The 24,438-nt window shown below is 63.4% G+C and carries 29 protein-coding genes and 2 tRNA genes; 24 read left to right on the forward strand and 7 right to left on the reverse strand.

The window, feature by feature from the left end; translation table 11 throughout:
• Nucleotides 1–23: 23 nt before the first annotated feature.
• Nucleotides 24–710, reverse strand: a complete 687-nt coding sequence (locus ABY454_RS04645; protein WP_372929011.1) for a glutathione S-transferase family protein — start codon at nucleotides 708–710, stop codon at nucleotides 24–26.
• A gap of 100 nt (nucleotides 711–810) precedes the next feature.
• On the opposite strand from ABY454_RS04645, the gene ABY454_RS04650 reads away from it, so the two are divergent.
• Nucleotides 811–1,608: an undecaprenyl-diphosphate phosphatase gene (locus ABY454_RS04650; RefSeq protein ID WP_372929012.1), complete on the forward strand. Its 798-nt coding sequence runs from the start codon at nucleotides 811–813 to the stop codon at nucleotides 1,606–1,608.
• A gap of 13 nt (nucleotides 1,609–1,621) precedes the next feature.
• On the opposite strand, the gene ABY454_RS04655 is transcribed toward ABY454_RS04650, so the two are convergent.
• Nucleotides 1,622–2,590: a complex I NDUFA9 subunit family protein gene (locus ABY454_RS04655; RefSeq protein ID WP_372929043.1), complete on the reverse strand. Its 969-nt coding sequence runs from the start codon at nucleotides 2,588–2,590 to the stop codon at nucleotides 1,622–1,624.
• Between the two features lie 132 nt (nucleotides 2,591–2,722).
• Between ABY454_RS04655 and ABY454_RS04660 the strand changes: the two genes are divergently transcribed.
• The 7 genes from ABY454_RS04660 (at nucleotide 2,723) to ptsN (ending at nucleotide 8,525) form a co-directional block, all read left to right on the forward strand.
• Nucleotides 2,723–2,809: transfer RNA gene (locus ABY454_RS04660), tRNA-Leu, on the forward strand.
• Nucleotides 2,810–2,865: 56 nt separating this feature from the next.
• On the forward strand, nucleotides 2,866–3,486 hold the full coding sequence (locus ABY454_RS04665; protein WP_372929013.1) for a ribonuclease D: 621 nt from the start codon (nucleotides 2,866–2,868) through the stop codon (nucleotides 3,484–3,486).
• 104 nt (nucleotides 3,487–3,590) lie between these two features.
• Entirely contained in the window at nucleotides 3,591–4,364 is a 774-nt protein-coding gene (gene lptC, locus ABY454_RS04670) for an LPS export ABC transporter periplasmic protein LptC (RefSeq protein ID WP_372929014.1), read from the forward strand.
• Complete coding sequence (locus tag ABY454_RS04675) at nucleotides 4,361–5,119, forward strand: LptA/OstA family protein (protein ID WP_372929015.1); 759 nt, start codon at nucleotides 4,361–4,363, stop codon at nucleotides 5,117–5,119. Before lptC ends, ABY454_RS04675 begins: the two co-directional genes overlap by 4 nt.
• Nucleotides 5,120–5,193: 74 nt before the next feature.
• Nucleotides 5,194–6,015 (forward strand): LPS export ABC transporter ATP-binding protein, encoded by an 822-nt coding sequence (gene lptB / locus ABY454_RS04680; protein ID WP_372929044.1) that lies wholly within the window; start codon nucleotides 5,194–5,196, stop codon nucleotides 6,013–6,015.
• Between the two features lie 26 nt (nucleotides 6,016–6,041).
• Nucleotides 6,042–7,595 (forward strand): RNA polymerase factor sigma-54, encoded by a 1,554-nt coding sequence (gene rpoN / locus ABY454_RS04685; protein ID WP_372929016.1) that lies wholly within the window; start codon nucleotides 6,042–6,044, stop codon nucleotides 7,593–7,595.
• Between the two features lie 462 nt (nucleotides 7,596–8,057).
• Entirely contained in the window at nucleotides 8,058–8,525 is a 468-nt protein-coding gene (gene ptsN, locus ABY454_RS04690) for a PTS IIA-like nitrogen regulatory protein PtsN (RefSeq protein WP_372929017.1), read from the forward strand.
• Here the strand turns inward: ptsN and ampH are convergent.
• The 3 genes from ampH to ABY454_RS04705 all read right to left on the reverse strand — a co-directional run bounded on the left by ampH (nucleotide 8,522) and on the right by ABY454_RS04705 (nucleotide 10,508).
• Nucleotides 8,522–9,658: a D-alanyl-D-alanine-carboxypeptidase/endopeptidase AmpH gene (gene ampH / locus ABY454_RS04695; RefSeq protein ID WP_372929018.1), complete on the reverse strand. Its 1,137-nt coding sequence runs from the start codon at nucleotides 9,656–9,658 to the stop codon at nucleotides 8,522–8,524. The two genes, ptsN and ampH, sit on opposite strands and share 4 nt — an antisense overlap.
• Nucleotides 9,659–9,771: 113 nt before the next feature.
• Nucleotides 9,772–10,035, reverse strand: coding sequence for a DUF1150 family protein (locus ABY454_RS04700; RefSeq protein WP_372929019.1), 264 nt, complete (start codon nucleotides 10,033–10,035; stop codon nucleotides 9,772–9,774).
• A 59-nt stretch (nucleotides 10,036–10,094) separates the two neighbouring features.
• Nucleotides 10,095–10,508 (reverse strand): Hsp20 family protein, encoded by a 414-nt coding sequence (locus tag ABY454_RS04705; RefSeq protein ID WP_372929020.1) that lies wholly within the window; start codon nucleotides 10,506–10,508, stop codon nucleotides 10,095–10,097.
• A 201-nt stretch (nucleotides 10,509–10,709) separates the two neighbouring features.
• Between ABY454_RS04705 and ABY454_RS04710 the strand changes: the two genes are divergently transcribed.
• The 7 genes from ABY454_RS04710 (at nucleotide 10,710) to ABY454_RS04740 (ending at nucleotide 15,666) form a co-directional block, all read left to right on the forward strand.
• Complete coding sequence (locus ABY454_RS04710; protein ID WP_372929021.1) at nucleotides 10,710–10,934, forward strand: DUF1565 domain-containing protein; 225 nt, start codon at nucleotides 10,710–10,712, stop codon at nucleotides 10,932–10,934.
• 104 nt (nucleotides 10,935–11,038) lie between these two features.
• Nucleotides 11,039–11,974, forward strand: coding sequence for a quinoprotein relay system zinc metallohydrolase 2 (locus ABY454_RS04715; protein ID WP_372929022.1), 936 nt, complete (start codon nucleotides 11,039–11,041; stop codon nucleotides 11,972–11,974).
• A 37-nt stretch (nucleotides 11,975–12,011) separates the two neighbouring features.
• Nucleotides 12,012–12,836: a quinoprotein dehydrogenase-associated SoxYZ-like carrier gene (locus ABY454_RS04720; protein WP_372929023.1), complete on the forward strand. Its 825-nt coding sequence runs from the start codon at nucleotides 12,012–12,014 to the stop codon at nucleotides 12,834–12,836.
• On the forward strand, nucleotides 12,826–13,443 hold the full coding sequence (locus tag ABY454_RS04725) for a TetR/AcrR family transcriptional regulator (RefSeq protein ID WP_372929024.1): 618 nt from the start codon (nucleotides 12,826–12,828) through the stop codon (nucleotides 13,441–13,443). Before ABY454_RS04720 ends, ABY454_RS04725 begins: the two co-directional genes overlap by 11 nt.
• An 80-nt stretch (nucleotides 13,444–13,523) precedes the next feature.
• Nucleotides 13,524–13,835, forward strand: coding sequence for a hypothetical protein (locus tag ABY454_RS04730; RefSeq protein WP_372929025.1), 312 nt, complete (start codon nucleotides 13,524–13,526; stop codon nucleotides 13,833–13,835).
• A gap of 98 nt (nucleotides 13,836–13,933) precedes the next feature.
• Complete coding sequence (locus tag ABY454_RS04735) at nucleotides 13,934–15,190, forward strand: SDR family oxidoreductase (protein WP_372929026.1); 1,257 nt, start codon at nucleotides 13,934–13,936, stop codon at nucleotides 15,188–15,190.
• Entirely contained in the window at nucleotides 15,190–15,666 is a 477-nt protein-coding gene (locus ABY454_RS04740) for a DUF2269 family protein (protein WP_372929027.1), read from the forward strand. The genes ABY454_RS04735 and ABY454_RS04740 overlap by 1 nt, the downstream gene beginning before the upstream one ends.
• 42 nt (nucleotides 15,667–15,708) lie before the next feature.
• Here the strand turns inward: ABY454_RS04740 and ABY454_RS04745 are convergent.
• Nucleotides 15,709–15,784 (reverse strand) — tRNA-Ala (locus ABY454_RS04745).
• Between the two features lie 135 nt (nucleotides 15,785–15,919).
• Nucleotides 15,920–16,324 (reverse strand): TIGR02300 family protein, encoded by a 405-nt coding sequence (locus ABY454_RS04750; protein WP_372929028.1) that lies wholly within the window; start codon nucleotides 16,322–16,324, stop codon nucleotides 15,920–15,922.
• A gap of 99 nt (nucleotides 16,325–16,423) precedes the next feature.
• Here ABY454_RS04750 and aroA point away from each other — a divergent pair, with 99 nt between their 5' ends.
• From aroA to trpB, 9 genes are all read left to right on the forward strand, one after another.
• The gene (aroA, locus tag ABY454_RS04755) at nucleotides 16,424–17,737 is read left to right on the forward strand and encodes a 3-phosphoshikimate 1-carboxyvinyltransferase (protein WP_372929029.1); all 1,314 of its coding nucleotides are present in this window, start codon (nucleotides 16,424–16,426) and stop codon (nucleotides 17,735–17,737) included.
• The gene (gene cmk, locus ABY454_RS04760) at nucleotides 17,734–18,375 is read left to right on the forward strand and encodes a (d)CMP kinase (protein WP_372929030.1); all 642 of its coding nucleotides are present in this window, start codon (nucleotides 17,734–17,736) and stop codon (nucleotides 18,373–18,375) included. The genes aroA and cmk overlap by 4 nt, the downstream gene beginning before the upstream one ends.
• 193 nt (nucleotides 18,376–18,568) lie before the next feature.
• Nucleotides 18,569–20,470, forward strand: a complete 1,902-nt coding sequence (gene rpsA / locus ABY454_RS04765) for a 30S ribosomal protein S1 (protein WP_372929031.1) — start codon at nucleotides 18,569–18,571, stop codon at nucleotides 20,468–20,470.
• Between the two features lie 33 nt (nucleotides 20,471–20,503).
• A complete protein-coding gene (gene sppA, locus ABY454_RS04770; protein ID WP_372929032.1) occupies nucleotides 20,504–21,466 on the forward strand; it encodes a signal peptide peptidase SppA in 963 nt (320 codons plus the stop codon).
• A gap of 51 nt (nucleotides 21,467–21,517) precedes the next feature.
• A complete protein-coding gene (ihfB, locus tag ABY454_RS04775; protein ID WP_372929033.1) occupies nucleotides 21,518–21,817 on the forward strand; it encodes an integration host factor subunit beta in 300 nt (99 codons plus the stop codon).
• A gap of 15 nt (nucleotides 21,818–21,832) precedes the next feature.
• On the forward strand, nucleotides 21,833–22,192 hold the full coding sequence (locus ABY454_RS04780) for a LapA family protein (RefSeq protein WP_372929034.1): 360 nt from the start codon (nucleotides 21,833–21,835) through the stop codon (nucleotides 22,190–22,192).
• A 10-nt stretch (nucleotides 22,193–22,202) separates the two neighbouring features.
• Nucleotides 22,203–22,436 (forward strand): hypothetical protein, encoded by a 234-nt coding sequence (locus ABY454_RS04785; protein WP_372929035.1) that lies wholly within the window; start codon nucleotides 22,203–22,205, stop codon nucleotides 22,434–22,436.
• 120 nt (nucleotides 22,437–22,556) lie between these two features.
• Nucleotides 22,557–23,213: a phosphoribosylanthranilate isomerase gene (locus tag ABY454_RS04790; protein WP_372929036.1), complete on the forward strand. Its 657-nt coding sequence runs from the start codon at nucleotides 22,557–22,559 to the stop codon at nucleotides 23,211–23,213.
• Nucleotides 23,210–24,436, forward strand: a complete 1,227-nt coding sequence (trpB, locus tag ABY454_RS04795) for a tryptophan synthase subunit beta (RefSeq protein WP_372929037.1) — start codon at nucleotides 23,210–23,212, stop codon at nucleotides 24,434–24,436. The genes ABY454_RS04790 and trpB overlap by 4 nt, the downstream gene beginning before the upstream one ends.
• Nucleotides 24,437–24,438 lie beyond the last annotated feature (2 nt).

The raw sequence follows: 24,438 nt of genomic DNA on the forward strand, positions 1-24,438 counted from the left end.
CCCGCATGATTTGGGGCGCAGCCTCAGAAGTCGAGATTCGTGTATGTCTCTGAAGGCGTGAAGCCGGCCACGCGGTCCTGCAACAGCGGCCGGAAAGATGGCCGCGACTTGACCAGCGCATACCAGTTCTTCGCGGGCTCGAACTCTTCCCAGGGGACTTCTCCGAGATAATCCAACGCCGACAGATGCGCCGCGGCCGCGAGGTCGGCAAAGCTCATGACATCGCCCGCGAGCCAGCTCCGGGTCTCGGTCAGATGACCGACATAGGTCAAATGATACCGCAGATTGTCGTGCCCGGCCCGCATGGCCTCCATATCGGGGGAGGCGCTTTGCGGCCCAAAGCGGCGGAAGACCTTCTCCACTACTAGATAGTCGGTCACTTCGTCGTGGAACTTGTGGTGGATCCAGTCCACCAACCGCCGCGCCTCGGCTCGCTCGGCAAGGCCGCCCGGAAAGGGCTGAAAGCCACGGGGGTCGCGGGCCTCCGCCGTGTCGCCGAGATACTCGGAGATCGCATAGCTCCCTGCGATCGGCGCGCCCTCGTCCGGAACGAAGACAGGCAGCGTCCCGGCCGGGTTTAGGGCCAAAAGCTCCTGGCGCCATTCCCAGGGCTTTTCCTCGGTCAACGCGACCTCCAGCCCGCATTCGGCCAAAGCGAGGCGAATTGACCTAGAGAAGGCACATAGAGGATGGTGATGAAGATTCGCCATTAATGGCTGTGGCGGCCGTTCGGTCGGAAATGAATCGCGCGGGGCTAGAGCCTCGTATAGAACCTGCACGCACGTCGAACAAGCGGCGCGACGAGGGGCTATGACCGTAGAGCAGATCATTGTGCTTGCCGTGGTGCAGGGGATCACCGAGTTCCTCCCCATCTCGTCGTCCGGCCATCTGATTCTTGTTCCCTATCTGCTCCACTGGGCCGATCAGGGGCAGTTCGTCGACGTCATGGTGCATGTGGGCACCCTGTTCGCGATCCTCATCTACTTTTGGAGAGACGTTTGGCAGATCACGCTGGGCGGGCTCGAACTGTTCAAGGGCAAGGTCACCCACGAGGGCAAGCTCGCCATCTACATCGTGCTCGCGACCATCCCGGCGGTCGCCTTCGGGCTGTTCCTGAAGAAGTTCGGCTTCGGCGACTTGGAGCGCAGCGTCACGGTCGTTGCTTGGAACACGGTCCTCTATGGCTTGCTGATGCTTGTGGCCGACATGGTCGGACCGCAAGAGAAGACCATCGAGAATATGACCTTGCGCAGCGCGCTGATCATCGGCGTGGCGCAGGCGCTCGCGCTGATCCCCGGCACGAGCCGGTCGGGCGTCACCATGACGGCGGCGCGGTTCCTTGGCTTCACGCGGCCCGACGCGGCGCGCTTCTCGTTCCTGCTCGGCATTCCAGCCATCGCCGGTGCGGGCGTGCTGACGGTCGGCGAGGCGTTGGCCGCGGGCGACACCATCACCATGGATGCGGTCTATTGCGCGATCCTGACCTTCTTCGCAGGGCTCGCGGCCATCGCTTTCCTGATGGCCTTGGTCAAGCGGATCAGCTTCCTGCCCTTCGTACTTTATCGGATGGTTTTGGGCGGCTTCCTGCTGGTGATGATCTACACCTAGGCGCGCGCTCGTCCTACGCCTTGTAGATGGAGAACTGCCCGCGCGGGCGGAACTGCTCCAGATAGTCCGGCACGACATTGGCGATCTGCACCGGCTCGATGCCGAGGCCATCCAGCGTGCGCTTGGCCTTGATCGCAGCCGCACTCACCACGTTGTCGGTCTCAAGCAAGCGCACCTGATCGAGGGTAAGCGGCGGGTTCGGCAGCCATTGCAGAACCGCGCCTTGCAGCTTGGCGATCCAGAACGGCAGCGGCACCAAAGGACGCGAGCGCATCGAGTAAGCGAGCACGCGCTCCATGACCTGGCGCATGGTGAGGATCTCCGCACCGCCAAGCTCGTAGGGCGCCTTGGTACTCGTGCGGCCTTCCAGCGCCGCCACGATGCTCTGCGCAACGTTGCCGACGAAGACCGGCTGGAACTTGGTGTGCCCGCCGCCGATCAGCGGCAGCATTGGCGATAGGCGCGCAAGCGCCGCGAAGCGATTGAAGAATTCGTCCTCAGGTCCGAAGACGACAGAGGGACGGAAGATCGTGGCGTCCTTGTAGACGTCCTTGATGGCCGCTTCGCCCGCGGCTTTGCTGCGGGCATAGATCGAGGCTGAGCTCGCGTCGGCCCCGATGGCCGAAACGTGGACCAGCGTTCCGACGCCGGCCGCCTTCGCGGCCTCCGCGACATTGCGCGCGCCCTCGTCCTGCACGGACTTGAAGGTCTGTTTGCCGGTGGGTAACAGGATGCCGACGAGGTTGACGACGGCGTCTGCGTCCTGTGCGGCGGCCAGCAGCGAGTCGGGAAAGCGGACATTGGCCTGGACCGGCACGATCTGGCCGACCCCGCCTAAGGGCTGGAGATGGCCGGCAAGCTCCGGCCGCCGGACGGCGACCCGGATGCGTGCGCCCGTCTGCGCGATGGCCCGGACCGTGTGCCGGCCCAAGAAGCCCGAGCCCCCGTAGACCGTTACCAACGCCCGATTATTGAGTGCGATGCCCACTTAGATGCCTCTTAACCCCGACGCGCTATGGTGCCGCTCAGCATTACACGAGGGATGCTGTGCCTTGAAGGGAACTCTTCAGGCAATTGACAATGGGATGCACCGATCGTACCTGAACGCCTTCAAGCCCAGGTGGCGGAATTGGTAGACGCGCTAGCTTCAGGTGCTAGTGCCCGCAAGGGCGTGGAAGTTCGAGTCTTCTCCTGGGCACCAAATTCGCCGCGCCCCCTTTTGCTGAGGGGGTGCCGGCCGCTAACGTCGAGAAGCCCTTGAGCCAGCTAAAGAATGTCGAGCTTTATCAGGGCGATCTGCCGGAAGGCCGCTTCACGGCCAAGACGATCGCCATCGACACCGAGACGCTGGGGCTGAACCCGCATCGCGACCGGCTCTGCCTTGTCCAGCTCTCCGACGGGGACGGCACGGCCGCCCTGGTCCAGGTTAAGGCCGGCCAGGATGCCCCCGAGCTCAAGCGCCTCCTGGCCGATGAGAGCGTCCTCAAGCTGTTTCATTTCGCCCGGTTCGACTTGGCGGCGCTGAACAATTTCTTCGGCGTCATGGCCGGGCCCGTCTACTGCACCAAAATCGCCTCCAAGCTCGCCAGGACCTACACGGACCGCCACGGCCTAAAGGACCTGGTCCGTGAGCTTCTTGGCGTGGACCTGTCCAAGCAGCAGCAATCCTCCGATTGGGGCGCGGCGGAGCTGAGCCCCGAGCAGCTCAATTATGCGGCGAGTGATGTGCTATATCTGCACGCGCTGCGAGATCGTCTCGACCTCATGCTGAAGCGGGAGGGCCGAACGCATTTGGCGAAGGCCTGCTTCGAATTTCTCCCCACCCGGGCCGAGCTCGATCTCGAAGGCTGGGCCGAAATGGACATCTTCGCCCACTAGAAGGCTGCTAGGGCCCCAGCAATCCAAGGCCTTCGGTCGCAATCTGATCAAAGTCCTGCGGCTAGTGTGGCGGGGTCAGCGAGACACTGGCGGGTACCAGTACCATGGCATATGAGGCGAATCTCGGCACGCGAGGCCGGCACTACGTTGTGCGCACGCCCGAGGAGCGTCAGCGTGCCTTCCGTAGCGCCAGGCGCCACAGCTTCTTTGTGTCCTTTCTTCGCCGGGTTCTGCCCGTCCTCGCCCTGCTCGTACTTGCGGCCTATTTCATCTCCACGCGCATGAACATCACGGTCGGCGATTTCACCGCCAGCATTGACGGGATGGAGGTCGTCGACGGGAACTTGCGTATGCTCAACCCGACGCTGGAGGGGGCCGACAAGAAGAACGGCAAGTACGTGGTGAGGGCCGAATATGCGGACCAGGACATCACCAGCCCTGACATTATCAAGCTCCACGCCATCAGGGCCGATATCGACGACCCGACCGGCGGCTGGTCCAAGATGCAGGCGGTTCGCGGCGTCTTCAACAACACGGCCGAGCGCCTCATCATGAAGGATCGCATCACCGTCGCCACCAGTTCTGGCGTCACCGGCGAGCTGAAATACGCCACGATGGACATGGCAACGCAGACGCTCCGTTCCCACAGTCCCGTCTTCTTCGAGCTGAACAATGGCAACGCCACCGTCCGTGCGAACGCGATGACGCTGCGCTCCAAGGAGAAGGTCATTACGTTCCGGGGCAAGGTCGCCGTTCACCTCGAGCCGAAAAAGGTTGCTGCCGCGAAGAAGCCCGCGCAACAGCCGGTGCCGGCGGCGAACGGCGCAGCTCAGAGCGGCGCAGCACCAACCGGCGCGGCGCAGGTGCCGCCGCAATGAGCGGGTGTGGTGCAATTCGGCAGGCTCTTCACGTGCTCGGCCTGGGCGTCGTTCTCTTGTTGCCAGTAAGCCCGCTTACCGCGCAGACCATGACCAACTCGTTTGGCGGGATGTCCAAAAATTCGGACGCCCCCATCGATATCCAATCGGACTTGCTCACCGTCTACGACACAAAGAAGATCGCGATCTTCAAGGGCAACGTGAAGGCTGTGCAGGGGACGACGACGCTCCGCGCCACGCAGCTCGACGTGCACTATATCGGCGGCGCGGAAGAGCTGACGGGTAAAGGCGCGGACCAAGACAACGCGACCACGCCGGTCGCTCAGCAGGGCGCGACCCAGAAGGATGCGGATCCGCAATCGAGCATCAACAAGCTTGAAGCGCGCGGAGACGTCTACATCACCAGCGAGGACGACCAAACCACGTCGAGCGACTGGGCGGTCTATGATGTGCCGGCGCAGCTCGTAACCGTAGGTGGTAATGTGGTGTTATCCCAAGGACAGAATGTGCTAAAGGGGAACCGGCTCATAATCGACCTAAAGACAGGTGAGAGTCGGTTCGACAACACGGGAAACGCTGCCGCCGGAGGCGGTCGGATTCGTGCACTGTTCATGCCCAAGGGAAGCGACGTTAAGGACAGTGCCGCGGCGATGGAGCCGGAGCCCGGCCAGGCCCAGCAAGTGCCAGGGGCACAAGTGCCGGGGGCAGCAGTCGAGACTGGCGAGCCGTTGCCGATTGCGCCGCCGCGCCGGTAAACCCGTTCAAGCGCTTCAACCGATATTAACCGGCCAGCGCTTCAACTGAGGAGCGAAAGGGGTCAGTGGGCAAGTTGTTGTCGTTTCCAGGTCATCAGGGCACCGCGGCCCAAGGAGCGCCCGCGCAAGGGGCGCCGCTTGCGCATGGCCAGGCCCCGCTACGAGAGCCCGGCAACGGCTGGCTGACCATCCGCTCGGTCGTCAAAAGCTTCAAGAAACGCATGGTCGTGCGCGGCGTTAGCCTCGACCTGGCGCGCGGCGAGGCTGTCGGCCTCTTGGGTCCCAACGGCGCCGGAAAAACCACGGTGTTCTACATGATTACCGGGCTGATTCCGGCCGATGAAGGGTCCATCAAGATCGACGGACGCGACGTGACGAGACTGCCGATGTACCGGCGCGCGCGGTTGGGTATCGGCTATCTGCCGCAAGAAGCCTCGATCTTCCGTGGCCTCACCGTGGAGGAGAACATTCTCGCCGTGCTCGAGATGGTCGAGCCCAAGAGGAAGGAACGCAAGAAGCAGCTCGATGCGTTGCTTGAGGAGTTCCGTATTACGCGTCTAAGAAAGTCGCCGTCCATGGCGCTGTCGGGCGGTGAGCGCCGCCGCGTGGAGATTGCCCGCGCGCTCGCCTCACGCCCGTCATTCATGCTTCTCGACGAACCCTTCGCCGGCATCGATCCCATAGCCGTCGGCGACATTCGCGCGCTCGTGCGCCACCTCACCGAGCGCGGCATCGGCGTTCTTATCACCGACCACAACGTGCGTGAGACGCTCGACCTTGTGAGCCGGGCCTACATTATTCACGACGGCATGGTGCTGACCCACGGCACCACCGACGACATCATCAACAACGAGGATGTGCGGCGCGTCTATCTTGGTGACCAGTTCAAGATCTAAGTGCTCGATCGCGAGTGAGTCCGTAAATGGCGATCAATACAAAGCTGGAGCTCCGCCAGGCACACGGTCTGGTCATGACGCCGCAACTGCAGCAGGCGATCAAACTGCTGCAGCTCTCCAACATGGAACTTGCGACGTTTGTCGAGGGTGAGCTTGAGCGCAATCCGCTGCTGGAGCAGGCCGACGCGGACGAACCGAGCAACACGGCCGATCAACCCTCACCTGCAGCCAAGAGCGAGGAAGGAAGTTCGGAAGCCACGGGCGCAGAGTCAGGCACCAGCGACGAAGGAGACTGGGTCAATCTCGAAACCGGAAACGATTCCGGCCGCACCGACGATCTCGATGCCGAACCGCAGGACGTGTTTCCCGATGCGGAGAACTTCACCCCCGGCGCGGTAAGCGATTCCGGTTGGAGTGGACTGACGCAAGGGCCGCGCCCCGACATCGACCAAGGCAATAATCTTGAAGCCTACGTGGCTGAGGAGAAGACGCTTCGCGATCATCTCGCCGAGCAATTGTCGTTGGCGTTCTCCGATCCTGCGCGGCGGCTCATTGGCCAGCACATCATCGATATGACCGACGAGGCGGGTTACCTGCGCGGCGAGCTCGATGCGCTCGCAGAGCTGCTGGGTGCTCCGCCCGAGCTTATTGAAGAGACGTTGAAGGTGATGCAGAGCTTTGAGCCATGCGGCGTATTCGCACGCGATCTTCGCGAATGTCTCACGCTTCAGCTGAAGGAACAGGACCGCTGCGATCCGGCGATGGCGGGACTGATCGACAATCTCCACCTCCTTGCCACGCACGACCTCGTTGCGTTGAAGCGCGCGGCCCATGTGTCGGATGAGGATCTCTGCGACATGATCGCCGAGGTCAGGCGTCTAAACCCGAAGCCGGGCCTGAAGTATGGCTCCAGCCCCACCCAGCCCATCGTGCCCGACGTTCTCGTGCGCTCGCTTCCCGATGGGAGTTATTACGTGGAGCTGAACAGTGACACGCTTCCCCGCGTTCTCGTCAACCAGTCCTACTACGCGACGGTCTCGAAGTCGGCCCTGCGCAAGGAGGACAAGAGTTACCTGGTGGATTGCCTCCAGACCGCGAACTGGCTGGTGAAGAGTTTGGACCAGCGGGCGCGCACCATTCTCAAGGTTTCGCAGGAGATCGTGCGTCAGCAGGATGCGTTCTTCACCTATGGCGTCCGGCATTTGCGGCCGCTCAATCTAAAGACCGTCGCCGATGCCATCTCCATGCATGAGTCGACGGTGAGTCGAGTGACCGCCAACAAATACATGGCGACCAATCGCGGCCTCTTCGAGCTCAAATACTTCTTCACGTCGGCGATCCCCGCCACGTCGGAAGGGGGCACGCATTCTTCGGAGGCCGTGCGCCACCGCATTCGCGAGATGGTCGACGCGGAACCGGCGGCGGAGGTGTTGTCCGACGACAAAATCGTCGAACGGCTCAAGGGCGACGGCATCGATATTGCACGCCGCACGGTGGCGAAGTATCGCGAAGCCTTGGGGATTCCGTCTTCGGTGCAGCGCCGGCGGCTCAAGCGGATCGCCATGGGCGCAGGCGCCTGATGGGGACGTCTAACACACTGTTCGTCAATGCGAATCGTGTAAAGAGGGTGGATCGAATTCATTGCGTTTGACACCCTTAAGACAGGGGTCTAGCTTCCGCCACCGCGATCGAGGCTGGTTGCTGGGCCGGGGCGTTTAGAAAGCGCGCTGACGAATCGAGCCTCGGAAATTTGGATGCGCGCCGGGAAGCGCTGGTCAGTCAGGATTTGACAGTCTTCCACGGGCATGACGACACCGATTACCGGAAAGATACTGGAACGTTGGTAGGCGTTGCGCGGTTGCGTTCAGGGACGCGTTGTACGGATCATCGAGCATTGTGTGGGGCACGCGCCGCGGGGTACGTGCTTTTCGAACAAGGGTAACGGGAGTTCCGCAGCTACTCTTCCTGCGGCTATTGAAAGCGCGGGCGGATGGGGCCAGCTGTCAACCCATCGGCTCCTTTGCGGTCACACGGGTATCAGAATGCATCTAGGTGACTTTATCTCACCCGAAGCAGTGATGGCTTCACTCAAGGTCAAGAACAAGAAGCAGCTTCTGACGGAGCTGGCCGCGCGCGTCGCGCCGATGGCCGGCGTTCCGGAGCGCGAGATCTTCGACGTCCTGCTTCAACGCGAGCGGCTCGGCTCCACCGGGCTCGGCAATGGCGTTGCGATCCCTCATGGCAAGATGGCCGGACTGCCTCAGATCGTCGGCTTGTTCGCGCACTTGGCCGAACCGATCGACTTCGAGTCCGTCGACGGTGAGCCGGTCGACATCGTGTTTCTGCTGCTTGCGCCCGAAGGCGCCGGTGCGGATCACTTGAAGGCCTTGGCGCGGATTTCGCGGCTGCTGCGCGACGAGGCCGCTGTGAAGAAGCTCCGCGCGTCAGAAGACGCCGCCGCGCTCTACGCGCTCCTCACCGAAGGCGAGGCTGCCTCGCACGCGGCCTAGCGCGGCGCCAGCGTCGCAATCATCTCGTTGACGGCCTCGGCCATGCCCATGGCGGCGGCGAAGTCGAACTTGTTGATGGCCACGAACGCCGCCACCCCGCGTGTTGGTGCGAAGGCGATGTAGGTGAACGTCCCTTGGAGTCCTCCTGCCTTCTGCAGGATCAGCGGCCGGTTCCCCTCGGGCATCATCACCACCCACCCAAGGCTCATCGCGTCCATGTGCCCGGACTCATCCATCCCTGAAACGGGATCGAGGCCGTCACGGACGAGATAGGCCGCGTGGTCCAGCATCCGCACCTCGGCATCCTCGGGCGACAGGCGGTCCAGATGCCACTGCATCCAGCGCAGCAAATCCTTCGGCGTGGAGTAAAGGCCGCCAGAGCCCACGATGACGTCTCCGCTCGGCACGTTCGGCAACGCCTTTCCGTCGAAGCCGTGCCCTTGCATGAACCTTTTCCTCTGCGCGTCGGTCAGCACGAAACTCGTATCGTCCATGCCGAGCGGGCTGGTGACGTGTTTCTTCAGGAGGTCGGGATAGGGCTCCTTCGCTGCTTCGGACAAGGCGATGGACAGCAAATCGAAGGCAAAGTTCGAGTAGAGCACGCCCGTGCCTGGCGGGAAGAGCAGCGTCTCGGTCTTCAGCCATTCGGCGAAGGCATCGCGCGTGATCGGCGCGAATGGATCGTCGGGCGGGCCGTGCTCGTGCGGGACTTCGCGCGGCAGCCCGGACGATTGCGTGGCGATGTCGATCAACCGGAGCTTGGCGACGTTCGGGTCCGCGCCGCGCCCAAGATCTGGCGCCGTCTTGCCCACGGTCTGGGTCAACGACACGGTGCCGTCGGCCGCAAGCGCCGCGAGCACTTGGCCCGTGAAAGCCTTGGTGATCGAGCCGATGCGTAAGACCGTATCGCCGTCAGGCGCATCGCCGCCATCGCTCCGTTCGCCCACGCCGTGGATGGCGACGTCGCCGCCCCGCACCGCGCCGATAACGAGCCCCGGGACTTTCGTCTGCAGATAGAGAACATCGCCGGTGAAGGTGACGACCTCGTCGAGCAGGGCGTCCGCATGGGCCTGCGTCGATACGCCAAGGAAACTGCTTGCGGTCACCAGCAGCGCGAAGATCGCGCACCGCATAGGCTGAATTTGGGAAACATGAGACATCGTGTGCACCATCCAGAAGAATCTGATGGCGACTATGCGCAAGTCCGTGGGGGTTCGCTAGGGCGCGCGCCGATCTTGGATAAAGCTCAGTGCACGCTCACCGGGACGAGATCGTTCTCGATGGCGTTGGCGATGGCCGCAGTACGGCTGTCGGCCAGCGCGATCGGCGTGCCGTCTGCACTGAGCACGGCAAACAGATCGATGCCCTCTAGGGCCTCGTCGAGCGTGGGGAACAGCCGCTCCGCAGCGTCCGTGTCGACCTGCTTGATATAAGCAACCTCGCCGTCACCCAGGAGCGCAAGCTCCTTCAGGCTCATCGGGCGGGTCTCGTTGTTTTCCGTCTTGTCCATAAAAGTCTTACTTCCTCATGGAAGAGACGCGGCTGCTGTCCTTCCGCAAAACGCACGGCTCAACCTGCTGGCGTGATCCAAACCTTGAGGACACGCTTCTCCCTATGGGGCCGTTCCAGCTCGATGGCAAGCAGGCCATCGTGCAACTCGGCCTTGCGGACTTCCACGCCCTTGGCCAGGGCGAAGGTCCGTTCGAACTTTCGCGCGGCGATGCCGCGGTGAAGATAGTCCTTCGGACCTTCCTCGCGCTTGGCGCCGCGAATTGCAAGCTCTCCGTTCTCGATGCTGACTTCCAATTCGTCGCGGCCGAACCCTGCGACCGCCAGCGTGATGCGCAAGGCCTCCTGGCCACAATCGCTATCGTGGAGAAGCTCCACGTTGTAGGGCGGATAGCCGTCTTCCGAAGTTTTCGCCCGCGCGTCCAACCGGCCTGTCGATAGGCCTAACCAAAGATTGCCGTCGAGAAGTGCCATGCGCAGGGTGTCCGGGCGGAAAGCCCCAAAATTCGGTCAGCGCCGCGCATGGACGGCAAAATGCGCTGGAGGAGGCCCCGGTCGGCGCCTCGTACGATCTTTTGCCCTGCGTTGGCCCTGAGCCTTAATTAACCTGCTGGCATATGGGAAATTCCACTCCATATTCAAGCTGGACGCATGATGCCCCAACAGCCGAATTGGATGCTTTCCGCCATGACATTCTTCGTGAACCCCAACACTGGCAACCACAGCAATGATGGCCGTAGCGAGAAGACGGCTTTCAGGAACCTGTCCCACGCTCTCGATGCCGCCGCCGCAGGTGACAAGATCCTGGTGACGCCTGCGACCTATGACGAGGATCTGCCCAAGCTCATTGCGCGTGCAAAGGCAGCTGGCATCACGGTCGCAGTGCTGGGCGGGCACTAGCTCCGGCGCCTTGACAGGCAAACCTACTAGTAGGTAGGGTCAACGTCATAATGCCAAAGACTGAAGAAACAAAGCAGGCCGCTTGCGGATGCGGGGCGTATCCCTTGTCCCGCCGCAACCTCTTTGGCGCGGCGTTGGCGCTCGCGGCCGCCCCGCTTCTGCGCTACGATCCTGCGCAGGCTGCCTCTGTCGATCCAAGCGAAGTGGCGCCGGGCATCTTCGTCCACCAGGGCCGCTACGAGGTGCAGTCGCCGGACAATCGGGGCGACATTGCCAATGCCAGTTTTGTTGTCGGCAGCGACGGCGTCGCCGTGATCGATACGTCCGGCAGCGCCAAGATGGGCGCGGAGCTGCGCGAGGCCATCCGCGCCGTCACCGACAAGCCGATCAAATACGTGATCAACACGCATATGCATCCCGACCATGTGTTGGGCAACGCCGCCTTCAGCCAAGACGAGCCTGAGTTCGTCGGTCACTACAAGCTCGCGCGTGCGCTCGGCACCCGCAAAGAGAGCTACCTGGCAGCGAACGAACAGATGCTTGGGCCGGAGGCCTTCGAAGGCAGCGAGATCATCCTGCCGACACGTCTCATCAAGGAGCCGACCACGCTCGATCTCGGCGACCGGGAACTGCTGCTCGAGCCGCAAGCCACGGCGCACACCGACAACGACTTGATTGTCACCGACACCAAGACCGATACGCTGTTTCTCGGCGATCTGCTGTTCTCCGTGCACGTGCCGACGATTGACGGCTCCATCAAGGGCTGGCTGGCCTTGCTCGACGAGATCGGCAAGCGCAACGCCGCACGCGTCGTGCCGGGCCACGGCCCCAAGACCATGGAGCTGCCGCAAGCGCTCGTACCCGAGCAGCGCTACCTCACGGCGATCGCAGACGACGTGCGCCGTCAGATTGCGGAAGGGAAGACCCTATCGGAGGCCACCAAGACCGCCGGGTTCTCCGAGAAGGACGCCTGGAAGCTGTTCGGGCAATACCATGTGCGCAACGTCACTGCGGCGTTCGCAGAACTTGAATGGGACTAGCGACAACGTCCCGCCCCATCGAAGGAGCACGAGACTCATGTGCAATGGACTGAAAGGTCTGACCCGAAGTTTCGCCGTCGTGGTGCTGGCTGCCGGCGTGGCAATCGCGTCGACGCCGCCGCTGCAGGCCGAAGAGAACATGTGGCCGACGCTCAAGGCCGAAGCCTTCGGCGACCGTCCCATCCAAGAAGAGGACGGCATGGTCGTTCTCGAAACGCCGCAGAAGGTCGAGGACGCCGCCCTCGTGCCGTTGACGGTTCGCGTGCCGCCACACGTGAAGGGCAAGCTTAAATCGCTGTCGCTGTTCATCGACAACAACCCGGACCCGAAAGTGGCGACGCTCACCTACGGCCCTGCAGCCGGCACGGGCGGCGAGCGCAGCTTCTCCACGCGCGTGCGGGTCGACAATTTCTCACACGCCCGGGCTGTCCTGGAGCTCGAGGACGGCAGTCTGCACATGGCGACGAAATTCCTGGCTGCCGCCGGCGGTTGCGCCGCCATGCAGGCGAAAGACCCCGAAGCGGACGTAGCGGGCATGGGCAAGACCATCGTGCGCACCTTCACGCCCGCGCTGAAGTCGAGCCCGATCTGGTCGGGCCAGGTGATGGTCAAGCATCCCAACCACAACGGCATGCAGCTCGACATCAACACCGCCAAGTTCATCCCCGCGCTTTACGTGAAGGAGATGACGGTGACGCGCGACGGCGAGCTCGTGTTCAAGCTGGACGGCACGTTCTCAATCTCGACGAACCCGAACTTCCGCTTCACCTTCGGCAAGGGTGAGAAGAACGATCTCGACGTCGTCATCGTCGACACGGACGGAACTGAATTCACCGGGCAGACGCAGGCAAGTGGATCTTAAACCCGCCACCGAGTGCAGCGGCGCGGCAAGACCGGAGACGCCGCCGGTCAGCACGCGGGGCCTGCTGCTGAAGGAAGCCGAAGTCTTGTTGAGGACGCGAGGCTACGCCGCATTCAGCTATGCGGACCTTTCGGCGCGTGTCGGCATTCGCAAGGCAAGCATCCACCACCACTTTCGCACGAAGGAAGAGTTGGGCGTTGCCCTGATCGACGCCTACCTGGTCGAGTTCGAGGTCGCGCTCGCCGAGATCCTCAAGGACGAGCCGCAAGCGCTTCCGCGTCTTCGCCGTTACGCCGCCTTCTTCACCGGTAGCCTGCAGGACGGCATGATGCCGCTTTGCGGGGCGTTGTCGGCGGAGGCCTTCGCGCTTCCGGCCTCCATGCAGCAGCGTGTCCGGCACTTCTTCGAGCTGCATCTCGATTGGCTTGAGGGCGTGTTGCGCGATGGTGTTACCGAACGCGCCCTTCGTGCCGACCTCGATGTCAGGCGCGCCGCTGCCATGGTGCTCAGCGTGCTGGAAGGGGCGAGCCTTGTCGCCTGGGCTCTAAAGGACGATGCGGCCATGGAGCCGGCATTCGAGCAGGCGGTCTCAAGCCTCAAGGCGTGAGTGACCATTTGGGGTCGATTGCGTAGGCGCGGACGCCTACACTCCTCCGTATTGGTCCTTTCTCGGAATCGGAGACAATGATGGTCGTCCTCAGATTTTTGCCGGCTCTGACTTTGATCGCTGCCGCGCAGGCGGTTGCGTATGACGGGTTCGAAGCGGACTTCGCGGCGTGTACCCAAGGGAGCAACAAAGCCGAAGTCATGGCGGCCTGCACACGGCTGATCGACAATGCGAAGGCCGAGAACGCGGTCACCGGGATGTTCTACGGCTTAAGAGCGGCAAACAACGGCGACCCCGCGCAGAACTGTTCCGATGCCCAAAAGTCCCTGTCGCTCGCCGACGATGATGCGATCAAGGGGCTGTCTCAGCAGCTCATCGATGCAAATTGTTGACGCCGATCTTCGGACAAGTCGTTGGTAGCGGATGATCCTGATCGGGGTCAGGTCCACAGACCTCTCGGCGGGACACACGAGCCCCTCTCAACGTCCTCGTGCTTGGCGCCACTGGTCTCATTGGCGCCGCCGTCTCGGCGCGCCTGCAGACCGAGGGTCACCACGTCGTAAGACTTGCGCGCTCCGTGCGTGGCAATGGCATCGTCGCCGATCTCGCCATGCTGACACACGAAGAAGATTGGCATCCGCACCTGAAGGGAATCGATGCGGTCGTGAACTGTGCGGGCGTCCTACAGGACGGACCACGGGACCAGACGGCCAAGGTTCACGCGGAGGCTGTCGGCGCTCTCGTCAGGGCCTGCGAAGCGCTGGGGGTGAAGAGGATCGTTCACATCTCGGCAATTGGCGTCGACCGAACGGCGCCCACGGAATTCTCCAGGAAAAAGCTTGAAGGCGACAAGGCCTTGATGGCGCGCGGCGTCGATTGGGTGATCTTGCGGCCCTCGGTCGTTACGGGTCGCGGGGCTTTCGGCGGGAGCGCGCTTCTGCGCGGACTTGCGGCTCTTCCCGTTCTGCCGGCTCCACCTGATGTGCAGCCCTTTCAGGTCGTGCAGCTGGACGATCTTGTCGAGACCGTGTTGTTCTTTCTGAGGCCGGACGCACCCGCAAAGTTGATGTTGGAACCAACGACGCCTGACCGGCTCAGTTTCGTCGAAGTGATTGCGGCCTATCGTCGATGGCTCGGCTGGAAGCCGGCGACTGTCGTACGGATGCCAGCAGTGTTGGCCCGCCTCGTCTACGGGGTGGGCGATTTGCTTAGCTGGCTCGGTTGGCGTCCGCCGCTGCGGAGTACCGCCAGGCTTGAGCTTGAGCGCGGTGTCGCCGGCGATCCCGCCGCGTGGATCGCGGCCACGGGCATCCAGCCGCGTTCGTTTCATGATGCGCTCGCCGCAGAGCCTGCCTCCGTCCAAGAGCGGTGGTTTGCCCGGCTTTACTTCCTCAAGCCCGTCGTTTTTGGGGTGCTGGTTCTGTACTGGATCGCTACCGGCGTGATCGCGCTCGGACCAGGGTGGGAGGCCGGCCTGGATCTGATGCGGCGAAGCGGCATCTCCGAGATCGGTCCGCGTCTCATTGCGTTGGGCGCGGCTGCCGACATTCTCATAGGACTGGGTATCGCCTATCGTCCTACGGCGCGCCTCGCGCTGCTTGCGGCTCTCTGCCTCTCAATTGCCTATGTCGTTGCGGGGACGGCCTTGCTGCCGCAGCTCTGGGCCGACCCGCTCGGGCTGATGTTGAAGGTCCTGCCGATCCTTGCGCTGAACCTCATAGCGCTCGCGATCCTCGAGGAGCGCTGATGGTCACTTATTTCGTGCTCAAATATCTGCACATCATCGGTGCCGTCGTTCTGCTTGGCACGGGCGCCGGCATTGCCTTCTTCATGCTGATGGCGCGCCGCACGAACGACGCAAGGTTGGTTGCCGGCGTGGCGCACATCGTTGTCATCGCCGATTTCGTGTTCACCCTGACGGCCGTCGTACTGCAGCCGATCACGGGAGCCCTGCTGGTCTGGTGGGTCGGTTACTCCCTTTGGGCAGGGTGGATACTTCTCTCGCTCGCGCTCTACGTGGTGATCGGCTTGTGCTGGCTACCGGTCGTGTGGCTGCAAATGCGCATGCGCGATCTGGCCACCGATGCCGCGCAAGCCGGTACGCCGCTTCCGGCCGCGTACCGCGCGCTGTTCCGCAGATGGGTCATGCTCGGCATTCCCGCCTTCGCCGCTGTGCTCGGCATTCTTTGGCTGATGATCGCTCGTCCCAAACTCGGCTTCTGATGAGCCGCCGATCTCGGACAGGACGCGTCTTTGCGGGAAGTCTGGTGGAGCCAGGCGGGATCGAACCGCCGACCTCGTGAATGCCATTCACGCGCTCTCCCAACTGAGCTATGGCCCCTTCAGAAGGCTGGAGTTTGGGCTTTGGGTCGCCCAAGTCCCGGAAGCGGGGAAATTCAGATCGCATCACTTAGGCCGGGTGCAAGCCCGGTTCAAGAGAAATACGAAGGACGGGAGCGCCCTCAAGGCGCTTCGGCTAACTTTCTTGCTTCGGTCCGTCGGGGACAATGTCGGACACGTCGTCGTTCCCGTCCTCATCCTGCTCGAGGAAGGTGTCCTGATCGTCGTCACTGGCGGGGTTGTCCTCGTCATCGTCGATATCGACGATCTCGTCGTCCTTGACTGCGGCCTCCTCTGCCTCCCCGGCCTCTTCGAGACTGATCACCTCTGCGCCGCCCATCACCGGAGGATCGGGCTCCTCCACCACCTTTGGCTTTGGCGGTTCTGGCTCCGGCTGCGCGCGCTCCGCCCGCCGCGGCGGGGGTGTGACTTGGTAAGCGGCTTGGCAGGCGGGGCAGGCGACTGGTGTGCGACCCAAGTCGTAGAACCGCGCACCACAGCCCGGACAAAGGCGCTTGGTTCCCCGTGCGGGTTTCGACATGATTTTCCTCGAAGCTATCCCTTGTTCGACTCCCCATTGCCACGCCTCATGCGGAGTGTCAAAAGCTATCGAACGCCCCAAAACCTGTATCGGGAATCCATGTCGCAGCCTCTGACCGCCAGCCGATCCGCGCACATTTCCGGTCGCGTGAAGGTCCCTGGCGACAAGTCGATCTCCCACCGTGCGCTGATCCTGGGCGCGCTCGCGACGGGCCGCACCCGCATCGACGGATTGCTTGACTCTGAGGACGTACTGGCGACGGCGCGGGTCGTTGCGGCGCTCGGCGCGATCGTGTCCCAGAAGGATGGAGTCGTCGAAGTGCTCGGCCAGGGCGTGGGCGGGTTGCGGGCGCCGGAAGGCCCGCTCGACTTCGGCAATTCGGGGACGTCGGCCCGGCTCATGCTAGGCGTTGTCGCCGGGCACGACATGTGCGCCTCGTTTACCGGCGATGCCTCGTTAAGCCGCCGCCCCATGGGCCGCGTGCTCGAGCCGCTTACCGCGATGGGACTTAGCGTGGAGGGAGAAGGCGACACCCTGCCGCTCACCGTGCGCGGCACGGCGGACCTCATTCCCATTGAGTATGTGTTGCCCGTGCCGTCGGCGCAGGTGAAGTCGTCGGTTCTTCTGGCGGGGCTCCATGCGCCGGGACGAACGACGGTGATCGAACCGCTTTCCACGCGCGATCACACCGAGCGCATGCTTGCCTATTTCGGCGCCGAGCTCGACATCGAGGAGCTGGACGACGGCGCACGCGCCATCACCCTCTGCGGCGATGCCGAACTTCGCGGTGCGGCGCTAATCGTGCCCGGTGACCCGAGCTCCGCTGCTTTTCTCGTCGCCGCCGCACTCATTTGTCCGGACTCCGAGATCGTGGTCGAGAATGTTCTGCTGAACCCGACGCGCACCGGCTTCTTCGAGACCTTGCAAGAGATGGGCGCGGAGATTGAGGTGTTGGACCCGCGCCAAGAAGGCGGCGAGCCGGTCGGGGATCTGCGGGTGAAGACGAGCGCCTTGAAGGGCGTCCGGGTGCCGCCTGAGCGCGCGCCGTCCATGATCGACGAATATCCCGTCCTGGCGGCGGTCGCCGCGTTCTCCGATGGTGAGACCCGCATGGAAGGGCTGGCTGAACTCAAGGTGAAGGAAAGCGATCGCCTTGCGGCGACAGCCGAAGGGCTCGCCGCGTGCGGCGTGGACGTGGAGGTCGATGACGATGTGCTGATCGTCCGGGGCGCGCGCACCGTGAAGGGCGGCGCTGAGGTCGCCACCCACTTGGATCATCGCATCGCCATGGCCTTCCTCACGCTCGGGCTCGGGGCGGAGGAGCCGGTCACGGCCGACGACGGGAGCATGATCGCCACGAGCTTCCCGGGCTTTGCGGCCCTGATGAGCGGGCTTGGAGCGCGGATCGCATGATCATCGCCATCGACGGACCTGCGGCCTCAGGCAAGGGAACGGTCGCCAAGCGCATCGCGGCGCATTACGGCCTGCCGCATCTCGATACGGGTGCTCTGTACCGCGCGGTGGCGCGCGATACCGTGGCGCGAGGCGACGATTTGACCGATCCGGCGGTCGCTGCCGCTGCCGCGGGGCATCTCGACGTGGACACTCTTGACGACCCGGCCTTGCGGACGGCGGGCGTCGGAGAGGCGGCTTCCATCGTTGCGCGGCACGGCGAAGTCCGCGCCGTGCTCCTTGAATATCAGCGGAGATTCGCCAAAAACCCGGCTGGAGCGGTGATCGACGGCCGGGACATCGGCACCGTGATCTGCCCGGATGCGGACGTAAAGCTGTTCGTGACGGCCAGCTCCGAGGAGCGGGCACACCGCCGATATTTGGAGCTCCGGGAGAGCGGGATCCGGATCTCGGAGGACGAGGTTCTCGCCGATATTCGCAATCGCGATGCGCGGGACCGGACCCGAGAGGCCTCCCCCTTACGGCAGGCCGAAGACGCAGCCTTGCTCGACACCACAAATTTGGATATAGACGCCGCGTTCAGGGCAGCTATCGATCTGATCGAGGCTGCGATGGGCCAGGCAGGGCAAGCCGGTTGAGGCTGTGCCCATTTCGTGCTGGACCATCACATTTGAACAGCATTACCGCGGTGAAATCGAGCGGACTGGCGGGCGGCCAGGATGGGCCTGCCGCACCTGTTTCCGCAAGGACTTCGCCGCATGGATCAACCCCAAGCCTCGGGTTCAAGCCGCCGAGAGCGTATTTGAACTTGGACGCCGAGTAGGAGCCTAGATGACCGAGCCGCAGGCGATTAGCCAACCCAGCCACGACGAGTTCGCAGCCCTCCTTGAGGAATCTCTGTCTGGCACCGCGCTTCAGGAAGGCAGTGTTGTCAAAGGCACAGTCGTCAGCATTGAGAAGGACGTTGCCGTCATCGATGTCGGTCTGAAGACCGAGGGCCGCGTTCCCCTGAAAGAATTTGGTGTCCCTGGGCTCTCCACCGATCTGGGCGTGGGCGACGAGGTCGATGTCTATCTCGAGCGTGTGGAAAATGCCGCCGGCGAGGCCGTGCTGTCGCGCGAAAAAGCCCGCCGCGAGGAAAGCTGGACCCGGCTCGAAGAGAAGCATAAGGCCAACGAGAAGGTCGAAGGCGTGATCTTCAACCGCGTGAAGGGTGGCTTCACCGTCGATCTCGACGGCGCAGTGGCCTTCCTGCCAGGCAGTCAGGTCGACATTCGACCGATCCGCGACGTCACGCCGCTCATGAACACACCGCAGCCCTTCCAGATCCTGAAGATGGATCGCCGGCGCGGCAACATCGTCGTCTCCCGCCGCTCGGTCCTGGAAGAGAGCCGCGCCGAGAAGCGCAGCGAGATCGTCGCGCGCCTCGAAGAGGGCCAAGTCATCGAAGGCGTGGTCAAGAACATCACCGATTACGGCGCCTTTATCGATCTGGGCGGCATCGACGGTCTGCTGCATGTCACCGACATGGCGTGGCGGCGCGTGAACCATCCGAGCGAAATCGTGAATGTCGGCGATTCCGTGAAGGTGCAGATCATCCGCATCAATACGGAGACCCAGCGCATCAGCCTCGGCATCAAGCAGCTTGAGTCCGATCCGTGGGAAGGCATCGCTGCCAAGTACCCGGTCGACTCGCGCTTCAAGGGCACCGTCACCAACATCACCGACTACGGCGCCTTCGTGGAGCTGGAGCCCGGCGTTGAGGGTCTGATCCACGTTTCGGAGATGAGCTGGACGAAGAAGAATATTCACCCCGGCAAGATCATTTCCACGAGCCAAGAGGTCGAGGTGCAAGTGCTTGAGGTCGATCCCGACAAGCGGCGCATTTCCTTGGGCCTGAAGCAGACCCAGGAAAATCCGTGGATCGCCTTTGCCGGCGGCCACAAAGCCGGAGCTGAGATCGAAGGTCAGGTTCGCAACATCACCGAGTTCGGCCTGTTCGTCGGCCTAGAGGGCGGCATCGACGGCATGGTGCACCTGTCGGATCTCGATTGGTCCAAGTCTGGGGAGGAAGCCCTCAAAGATTACAAGAAGGGCGACACGGTGAAGGCCGTGGTGCTGGAGGCAGACGCCGAAAAGGAGCGCATCAGCCTTGGCATCAAGCAGCTCACGCCCGATCCGTTCGAGGGCGAAGCGGCCTCCGGTAAGCTCAAGAAAGGCGTGCGCGTCACTTGCGAGGTCACCGCCGTCAAGGACAACGGCATCGAGGCCAAGCTCATCGACCAGGACCTCACCACCTTCATTCGCCGTTCCGATTTGTCGCGGGACCGGTCCGAGCAGCGCCCCGACCGTTTCGGCGTCGGCGAGAAGTTCGACGCTGTGGTCACGCAAGTCGATCCCAAGACACGCAAGCTCACTGCGTCCATCAAGGCGCTCGAGATCGCCGAAGAGAAGGAGGCCGTCGCCCAGTACGGCTCGACGGATTCCGGTGCGTCTCTCGGCGACATTCTCGGCGCGGCCCTGAACAAGGCGAGCGGCGACGTCGAAGAGGAGCCTGCCGAAAAGCCCAAGCCCAAGCGCAAGACCGCGGCCAAGGCCAAGGCAGACGACGAAGCGGCGGAGGCCGAGGCGTCGTCCGAAGAGGAGCCTGCCGAAAAGCCGAAGCGCAAGCGTGCCGCCAAGGCCAAGACAGACGACGAAGCAGCGGATGCCAAGGCATCGTCCGAAGAGTAGGCGAGGTCGTGACCCGGAGGGTCTGAGCAAGCCATGGTTCTCGACGCCGAAAGAGTGATCGAGCACCGCCGCCTCAAGCGGCGGGTCACCGCCTGGCGCGTTGCCGCGGTGGTGCTGGGCCTATTGGCCTTGGGCGTGATCATATTTTCCGACAAGCAGATGGCGGGGTCCGCCGGCATTCTTCCCCACATCGCGCGCATCAACGTGAGCGGCGTCATCACCGACGACCGCAAGATGCTCCAGCTGATCGATCGGGTGGCGAAGGCCAACCAGGTCCGCGCGGTGATCCTCGACATCAACAGCCCCGGCGGCACCACCACGGGTGGGGAGGCGATGTACGATGCCATTCGCCGCCTTACCGAGAAGAAGCCCGTCGTTGCGACGTGCGGGACGCTCGCCACATCCGCCGCCTATATCGTGGCGCTCGCCACGGATCGCATCTTTGTCTACGGGAACACCATCACCGGGTCCGTCGGCGTCATCTTCCAGTGGGCTAACGTCACCGAGCTGCTCAAGACGGTCGGTATCGAGGTCGAGGAGGTCAAGAGTGGTCCCTTGAAGGCGGTGCCGAGCCCGTTCGAGCCCACGGATGAACGCGCTCGCGAGATGACGGCCGAGATGGTCGAGGACGCCAAAGTGTGGTTCGTCGATCTGGTGAAGGAGCGCCGCAAGATCTCGCCGGGATCGGTTCCGGGTCTCACCGAGGGGCGCATCTATTCCGGCCGCCAGGCTGTGAATTTGAAGCTTGTCGACCAGATCGGCGGGGAGCGCGCGGCCCTCGCCTGGTTGAACAAGGAGCACGGAATCCCGACCCGGCTAAAGGTCGTGCAATGGCAGCCAAAAGACGAGTCGGCGGGCTTTTTCGGCCTGCTGTTCGACTCCGCCAGCGCGATTCTGGGCGTGTCCGGCGGCAAGCTAGCCTTAATTCTCGACCGGGCATCCGCCAGCCTGAACCTTGACGGTCTTGTCTCCGTTTGGCACCCTGCATCCAACTAGTGGGGGCGTAGGGCTAGCGGCAACCAATGGCTGCAGCCCCGTGGGGCGTGAATGATCAAATCCGAGCTGATTCAGCGGGTGGCAGCCGCCAATCCGCATCTATTTCATCGTGATGTTGAGCGTATCATCAACATTGTGCTCGATGAGATCACGGGCGCGCTGGCGCGCGGCGATCGCGTGGAGTTGCGTGGTTTCGGCGCATTTACGGTGAAGCACCGTGCCGCCCGTCAGGGCCGTAACCCGCGCACGGGCGATACGGTCTTCGTCGAGGACAAGTACGTACCCTTCTTCAAGACCGGCAAAGAACTACGTGAGCGCCTGAACCCGAACAGCGGTGACAGCCAGTCGTAGGCTCGCCGGCCGCTTATGGAGCCGCTCGTGTGGCGTAAGCTCATCCTCGCACTCATCGTCGTGCCGTTGGGCGTGGTGCTCATCGCGTTGGCCGTGGTCAATCGCGATCCGGCGGTCCTGATCCTCAACCCCTTTGGTGGCGCAGAGCCTGGTCTCTCGCTTCAGGCGCCGTTCTTCTTGTTTCTGCTCTGTGCGTTCGCGATCGGCCTCGTGGTGGGCGGCATCGCCTCCTGGCTCAACCAGGGCAAGTGGCGCCGCACCGCGCGCGAGGAGGCCCGGGAGGCCCGCGACTGGCGGCGTCAGGCGGACCGCCTGGAGAAGGAGCTGGAAGACCTCCATCCGGCAGGGCAGCGGCCGCAACTGCCGGCCGAGTAGCGGGCTGCGGATGGACCCGCTCACGGTTTTCGGTCTCCTCGCGGTCACCGCGATGCTGGTCACCTACGCCCTGGAGGAGAGGAGCCATTGGTACATCCTGGCCTTCGCCGGCGCTTGCCTGCTGGGCTCGGCCTACGGCTTCCTGCAAGGGGCCTGGCCCTTCGGTGTCCTGGAGGCCGTCTGGGCGGGCGTTGCGGCTTGGCGCTGGCGCGAGAGGGCGTCTGCGGCCTCAGGGTCGCATTGAGCCTCCGGTAACGCCGATGTTGCAGTGCGATGGACTTGAAGCCCCGGATTTCATAGGGTGAGCCCGCGATAAGGCCCGAAAAGGCCCGCGAAACCCTCACCCGAGAGCCAATAGAGCCCCGTGACGGTCAAGGTCAAAATTTGTGGCGTGCGAACGCCCGCCATTCTCGACGCCGCCGCCGGCGCCGGCGCGGACTATGTCGGGCTCATGTTCTTCCCCAAGAGCCCGCGCAATGTCGGCCTGGACGAGGCCGCGGCGCTTGCCGCGGCTGCCCGGGGCCGTGTGCGCACGGTCGCCGTCATGGTCGATCCGGACGGTGCTCTGGTCGATGCCGTGGTGGAGCAGGTGCGCCCCGATGTGCTACAGTTCCATGGCTCCGAGACCCCTGAACGCGTGGCTGCCATCAAGGCGCGCACGGGGTTGGCGGTGATCAAGGCAATCCACGTCGGTGAGGCGGCGGATGTCGCCCGCGCCGACGCCTACGAGGCCGTCGACCACATTCTTTACGACGCCAAGGCCAAGCCAGGCGCGCCGCTGCCGGGCGGCAACGGGGTCGCTTTCGACTGGAGTGTGCTTGCGGGCGCCCGCGCGCCGTTCGCCCTGTCGGGAGGGCTCGCCCCAGACAATGTCGCTGAAGCCGTCCGTCAGACGGGCGCCGCGATGGTCGATGTCTCTTCTGGGGTCGAGACAGCCCCCGGCGTGAAGGACGCTGACCTCGTTACCCAGTTCATCGCGGCGGCGCGTGGCGCCGCCCCTATTAAAGCCAAGGCATCATGACGACGATTACCGACGCACTGAATACCTATCGCGAGGGTCCCGACGAGCGCGGCCATTTCGGCCTGTTCGGCGGCCGGTTCGTTGCCGAGACTCTGATGCCGCTGATCCTCGATCTGGAGCAGGCCTACGAGGATGCCAAGGCCGACCCGTCCTTTCGGGCCGAGCTCGATGCGCTCAACGCCCACTATGCGGGGCGCCCGAGCCCGCTCTACTTCGCCGAGCGGCTGACGGAGCATCTCGGCGGCGCCAAGATTTACTTTAAGCGCGATGAGCTGAACCACACGGGCTCTCACAAGATCAACAACTGCCTCGGGCAGATCCAGCTCGCCAAGCGCATGGGCAAGACGCGCATCATCGCCGAAACCGGCGCCGGCCAGCATGGCGTTGCGGTGGCGACCGTCGCCGCGCGCTTCGGGCTTCCTTGCGTGATCTACATGGGCGCCACCGACATCGAACGGCAGAAGCCCAATGTTTTCCGCATGAAGCTGTTAGGTGCAGAGGTCAACCCGGTAACGTCCGGCTCCGGCACCTTGAAGGACGCTATGAACGATGCGTTGCGCGACTGGGTCGCCAACGTGCACGACACCTTCTACATCATCGGCACGGTGGCGGGGCCGCATCCTTATCCGGCCATGGTGCGTGACTTCCAGTCGGTCATCGGCAAGGAAGCACGCGAGCAGATGATGGAGCGAGAAGGGCGTCTGCCCGACACGCTAGTGGCCTGTATCGGCGGCGGCTCCAACGCCATGGGGCTCTTCCATCCCTTCCTCGACGATCCGTCCGTGGCGATCTACGGCGTGGAAGCCGGCGGCCACGGTCTCGATACGCCGAACGGCCATGCGGCATCGATGACCGGCGGCAAGCCCGGTGTCCTGCACGGTAACCGCACCTATCTCCTTCAAGACGGCGACGGTCAGATCATCGACGGTCACTCTATCTCCGCCGGTCTCGACTATCCGGGCGTCGGCCCCGAGCACGCCTGGCTGAAGGATTCCGGCCGAGTCGCTTACGTAGCGGTGACGGACAAGGAGGCGCTCGATGCCTTCCAACTCTGCACCAAGCTCGAAGGCATCATTCCGGCGCTTGAGCCGTCCCACGCCCTGGCCTATGTGCGGAAGCTTGCGCCGACGCTGCCAGCGGACAATCTCCTGGTCATGAACATGTGCGGCCGCGGTGACAAGGACATCTTTGCCGTCGCCGAGCACCTCTCGATGGAAATGTGAGC

Source organism: Methyloceanibacter sp., assembly GCF_041573655.1.
Taxonomy (GTDB): Bacteria; Pseudomonadota; Alphaproteobacteria; order Rhizobiales; family Methyloligellaceae; genus Methyloceanibacter.

Excerpts from the sequence above, each read along its gene's own strand:
- ABY454_RS04645 (WP_372929011.1), bottom strand. The coding sequence starts at position 710 with ATGGCGAATCTTCATCACCATCCTCTATGTGCCTTCTCTAGGTCAATT.
- ABY454_RS04650 (WP_372929012.1), top strand. The coding sequence starts at position 811 with ATGACCGTAGAGCAGATCATTGTGCTTGCCGTGGTGCAGGGGATCACC.
- lptC (WP_372929014.1), top strand. The coding sequence starts at position 3,591 with ATGGCATATGAGGCGAATCTCGGCACGCGAGGCCGGCACTACGTTGTG.
- ABY454_RS04675 (WP_372929015.1), top strand. The coding sequence starts at position 4,361 with ATGAGCGGGTGTGGTGCAATTCGGCAGGCTCTTCACGTGCTCGGCCTG.
- rpoN (WP_372929016.1), top strand. The coding sequence starts at position 6,042 with ATGGCGATCAATACAAAGCTGGAGCTCCGCCAGGCACACGGTCTGGTC.
- ptsN (WP_372929017.1), top strand. The coding sequence starts at position 8,058 with ATGCATCTAGGTGACTTTATCTCACCCGAAGCAGTGATGGCTTCACTC.
- ampH (WP_372929018.1), bottom strand. The coding sequence starts at position 9,658 with ATGCGGTGCGCGATCTTCGCGCTGCTGGTGACCGCAAGCAGTTTCCTT.
- ABY454_RS04700 (WP_372929019.1), bottom strand. The coding sequence starts at position 10,035 with ATGGACAAGACGGAAAACAACGAGACCCGCCCGATGAGCCTGAAGGAG.
- ABY454_RS04705 (WP_372929020.1), bottom strand. The coding sequence starts at position 10,508 with ATGGCACTTCTCGACGGCAATCTTTGGTTAGGCCTATCGACAGGCCGG.
- ABY454_RS04710 (WP_372929021.1), top strand. The coding sequence starts at position 10,710 with ATGCTTTCCGCCATGACATTCTTCGTGAACCCCAACACTGGCAACCAC.
- ABY454_RS04720 (WP_372929023.1), top strand. The coding sequence starts at position 12,012 with ATGTGCAATGGACTGAAAGGTCTGACCCGAAGTTTCGCCGTCGTGGTG.
- ABY454_RS04730 (WP_372929025.1), top strand. The coding sequence starts at position 13,524 with ATGGTCGTCCTCAGATTTTTGCCGGCTCTGACTTTGATCGCTGCCGCG.
- ABY454_RS04740 (WP_372929027.1), top strand. The coding sequence starts at position 15,190 with ATGGTCACTTATTTCGTGCTCAAATATCTGCACATCATCGGTGCCGTC.
- ABY454_RS04750 (WP_372929028.1), bottom strand. The coding sequence starts at position 16,324 with ATGTCGAAACCCGCACGGGGAACCAAGCGCCTTTGTCCGGGCTGTGGT.
- aroA (WP_372929029.1), top strand. The coding sequence starts at position 16,424 with ATGTCGCAGCCTCTGACCGCCAGCCGATCCGCGCACATTTCCGGTCGC.
- cmk (WP_372929030.1), top strand. The coding sequence starts at position 17,734 with ATGATCATCGCCATCGACGGACCTGCGGCCTCAGGCAAGGGAACGGTC.
- rpsA (WP_372929031.1), top strand. The coding sequence starts at position 18,569 with ATGACCGAGCCGCAGGCGATTAGCCAACCCAGCCACGACGAGTTCGCA.
- sppA (WP_372929032.1), top strand. The coding sequence starts at position 20,504 with ATGGTTCTCGACGCCGAAAGAGTGATCGAGCACCGCCGCCTCAAGCGG.
- ihfB (WP_372929033.1), top strand. The coding sequence starts at position 21,518 with ATGATCAAATCCGAGCTGATTCAGCGGGTGGCAGCCGCCAATCCGCAT.
- ABY454_RS04780 (WP_372929034.1), top strand. The coding sequence starts at position 21,833 with ATGGAGCCGCTCGTGTGGCGTAAGCTCATCCTCGCACTCATCGTCGTG.
- ABY454_RS04785 (WP_372929035.1), top strand. The coding sequence starts at position 22,203 with ATGGACCCGCTCACGGTTTTCGGTCTCCTCGCGGTCACCGCGATGCTG.
- trpB (WP_372929037.1), top strand. The coding sequence starts at position 23,210 with ATGACGACGATTACCGACGCACTGAATACCTATCGCGAGGGTCCCGAC.